Annotated in this window: 2 protein-coding genes; both read right to left on the minus strand. The window is 32.2% G+C overall.

The window, feature by feature from the left end:
* Positions 1-310 precede the first annotated feature (310 nt).
* Positions 311-1,024 carry a hypothetical protein gene (locus DW965_RS18615; RefSeq protein ID WP_119198676.1) on the minus strand — a complete coding sequence of 238 codons (714 nt, stop codon included), beginning with the start codon at positions 1,022-1,024 and terminating at the stop codon, positions 311-313.
* A gap of 185 nt (positions 1,025-1,209) precedes the next feature.
* Positions 1,210-1,598: hypothetical protein (locus DW965_RS19235; protein WP_158582887.1), on the minus strand; the 389-nt coding region annotated here is incomplete at its 5' end.

Below are 1,598 nucleotides of genomic sequence, written 5' to 3' on the forward strand. Positions count from 1 at the left end.
GGACACAAGATGATTTCTGGTAAAAGTAGGAAGAAAAAAGAAGTTTCAGTAGAGAGTGTTGAAGATTAAAAAACAAAATATTTTAATAAATAACGCCGGTGCGGGATTTTTGATATCCAGTACTGGCGTTATTTATTCTACAGGGGCTTGGGGGTGTAGCCACCAAATATACTATTCGTTTTCTGCTTCGGCAATCTAGGTAAGAAAAAAGCAGTCAATCCTAAGATTAACTGCTTTTCGAATGTTATAACACATAACACAAAGTATCCACAAATTTTCAATTATCTTCAATAATTTCTAGGCGATTTCTTTATTTGTAAATAAATTGATATAAGCCATCAGGCTCACCATCTGCTGTTTTCTTTACAGAATATCCAGTAGCTGATTTTGAGGAAATCAGCCCGTCCCAGTTAGAATATAGTTGTAATGAACCGGATATTTTATTATAGTAAGGCGTAAAAGCTAAATATCCTTTCTCGCCAGAATTTAAGTGAGCAGTATATGTGGTGTTTGAAGAAGCTGATTTTACCCAAGTAAATCCACAACCTGCCTGTATTGCTGATTTCTCTGAAGCTGATGTTACATTAGCAGAAAATGTTTGAGAAACTGTAAAAGAAATGGTTTTCGAGATAGAACCGCCACCTTTCGGAGCTTCAAAATCAGCAGATACTTTTCGTCGTGTACCACTCCATTGCACTCTTGAACCACTTGGAACAAATTTATACCACTCGCGGTAATCAAATGGGACAATCTCATCAGAAGAAGTATCTTCTATAGGGACATTTTCTGTCATAATAGACAACTGAACTGCTTCGTTTTTTGTTAAATAATTGATTGTATCATCTGAGTTACGAGTAAATGCAATAACATACGCATCTAGTTCAGAATCGTAATAAGAATATTCTCGCAAAAGCTCTGTTGTATTATCAGTTGCTGTCGTTTCCGCAGCCATAACTGGAGAATACAACGCTAGAAATAACACCAGTGACAAAATAGTAGAACATAAAATTTTCATTTTTTTCATACTGTTTTCTCCTTTTAACTTTGGTACAATCAACAGGTACAAAAAGCTAAAATAATAATACTGCTCTAATCATATGAATACCTCTCTTTCTCTAAACAACGAAGTTACAAAGTTACATTTTAATCGCCTTTAACCATGAGATTCATAAACATATTCTTTTAATTATAGCATTTACAGTAAAAAAATTATTCTTTATATATTTTGAAATCTTCTATATAAAAATACATTTCTTGTGGCTCATTAACATTAGAATAATTTGCCATATCAAAATAGCACGGCTCTATTTCCTTCCCATCAGATGTTCCTTTTAAGAAAAAATATGTGTCTGGGGAGTAATTTATAGTGAAATGAAACGTATCATTGCCCATACTATTCCCCCGTACAGTATTGATTATTTCTTTATTACCATCTGGAAGAATAATTCCCATTTGAATATAATCAATATTTATTTTTTCTTCATTTTTAATCATAATATCAATCAAATATTCTGCGGGCTTTTCAGATGATCTATCTTCTTTAAAAAATACAATTCCTATAAAAACACAAACTATAAAAATAATTATGCCTACTTTTT

The organism is Blautia sp. AM47-4 (assembly GCF_003479865.1).
Classification (GTDB): domain Bacteria; phylum Bacillota; class Clostridia; order Lachnospirales; family Lachnospiraceae; genus Fusicatenibacter; species Fusicatenibacter saccharivorans.